Origin of the sequence: Lactobacillus sp. A27, from assembly GCF_016742815.1 — a bacterium.
Lineage (GTDB): Bacteria > Bacillota > Bacilli > Lactobacillales > Lactobacillaceae > Lactobacillus > Lactobacillus gallinarum.
Genome location: NZ_JAEHNT010000095.1, coordinates 1 through 2,177, shown reverse-complemented (window position 1 = coordinate 2,177; position 2,177 = coordinate 1). Strand labels below are relative to the sequence as shown.

The window sequence follows — 2,177 nt, the reverse complement described above, 5'->3', positions numbered from 1 at the left end:
GACAAAGCATTATGAAAAAGAAGTCAAAGAAGCAGAAAGTGTATTAGAGGATAAAAAATTAACTGATAGTGAAATCTCACAAGAATTGATTTCCAAAGATAATCCAACTGAGAACGTTAAGCCATCTGAGATTGATTTCTTGCGTAAAAAGCCATCTTTAGCAACTCAAATTGATTTTACCTTGTTAGGTGACCTTGCTGGATTGTCCAAGGAAGCTAAGGAAGAAGCAGCCGCTGCAGTTGAATAATGTTAATGAAAATAAATTTAAGGAATCATTCATCCTTACACAAACTATTTTACAGTCTCAAAATTACAGTATAGGGAGGTCAAAATATCTATGTATGATTTAGAAAATAAGCAACATTTTAGTTTAAGAAAATTGTCAGTAGGTTTAGCCAGTGTGTTAATAGGTATCAGCTTTTTTAGTATCAGTCAGACGGTAAAAGCCGATACTGTAGCAGATCAACAGGCTTCAACTGTGACTAATAATGTGCAAAGCTCTGATACGCAGGAAAACGGAAATACTGTTGAATCAGGTTCTTCAAATGATAATCAAGTAAATAATGCTAAAAACAATGTAACACAAGTTCAAGATAAGACAGAAACTAAGTCAAAACAAGCTCAAACTGAAAATATTCAGCAAGATTCTGTTCCCAAAACTCAAGAAGCAAATGATAGCAAAGATTTAGGCGCCGAGAAGGGTATCGTAAAGACAAGTTCATTGCAAGAGCACGATAACCAATCAAATCAAGTTGCAGAAACGAGTACGCAACATGGCACTTTGGAAAGTGGTCAAAAGACACAATCTTTTAATTTGTCACAAAATAGCCCAAAACTTGCTAAAAAAGCGCTAACTACTAATTTGATTGCAACCCCACCTATGGTAAATGGCGGTTTTGATGAAGCTACTTGGGGTAAACTCGATGTGAATAATTGGCAAGGACAAGCGGAAAATGGCGTTTATCAGTTAACCGGTTATACTGGCGACCCGCTTCATATCATTGTTCCAAATGCAGCCGACTTTGAACAAGCTGGCAAAAGTACTAACGGCTTGCAAGTTGGTATTACTCGTGACACTGTACATTCACTTCTTTTAAATAAGGTACAAACAATCGCTTTCAGCAAAACAAATAATCAAAAAGTAAAAGCTATTGGAACAGATTGGTCACGTGCATTTTCATATTATAGATCGTCCTTAAGTAAATTTGATGGTTCTAACTTGGACGTAAGTAGCGTCACTGACATGCATGGCATGTTTTTTGGCAACAAAATCAGCAATTTAACTGGGCTGGCTAAGTGGGACACTAGTAAAGTCACTAACATGAGTGGCATGTTTTTTGGCAACAAAATCAGCAATTTAACTGGGCTGGCTAAGTGGGACACTAGTAAAGTCACTGACATGAGTTACATGTTTGGTAGCACTTCAATCCGTGATTTAACTCCGTTGGCTAATTGGAACACTAGTAACGTCACTAACATGAGTGGCATGTTTGCTAGAAACCCTGATTTAATTGACTTAAAACCTATTGCTAACTGGAATATAAGCAACGTTGAAGTTAGTTTTAATCTTTTTGCAGGTGATTCCAAACTCAATTTAATGAATATTAATAATACCTCGCTTATGCAAGGCTTCTTAAAAACACCTCATGCATTGCAAGGCTCGACTTTTATCACAAATAATGTGGATCTCGCAAACGCTGTCGTAGGCAAGGAAGCCTCAAAGTTACCTATTTCTACTAATACAGCTACGCGCACAATTACATTTTATATTCCTAATGCTAAACTCCAAAAAATTACTCAAACTATAAATTATAAAACTATTGCACCCGTTCAGATTGACTACCCCATCTACTCAATTGGCGGTGGCGGATTCTCCAGCGGTGCTGGTAGCTCTGTGGTAGTCGGTGGCCACGGCTCATCTAGTGGTGGCTTTCACTATACGCTCGGTGGTGGCGGATTCTCCAGCGGTGCTGGTAGCTCTGTGGTAGTCGGTGGCCACGGCTCATCTAGTGGTGGTAGATCATCTGGTGGTAGCGGATCATCTATTGGCGGCGGATCATTCAGTGGTACCGGTTCATCCAGTGGTGGCGGTAGCAATAATGCGGACGCACCTGTTCAGACTGGCTCTCATGGTCCCAAAATTGTCAAAACGTATCCTCGCAATAATGCGGACGCAC

Annotated in this window: 2 protein-coding genes; both read left to right on the top strand. The window is 39.4% G+C overall.

All coding sequences use genetic code 11. The features are described from left to right. A partial coding sequence (locus tag JEM49_RS09260; protein ID WP_201874298.1) for a hypothetical protein occupies nucleotides 1-247 on the top strand: 247 nt, incomplete at its 5' end. A 90-nt stretch (nucleotides 248-337) separates the two neighbouring features. After that, nucleotides 338-2,177: BspA family leucine-rich repeat surface protein (locus JEM49_RS09255; protein WP_201874752.1), on the top strand; the 1,840-nt coding region annotated here is incomplete at its 3' end.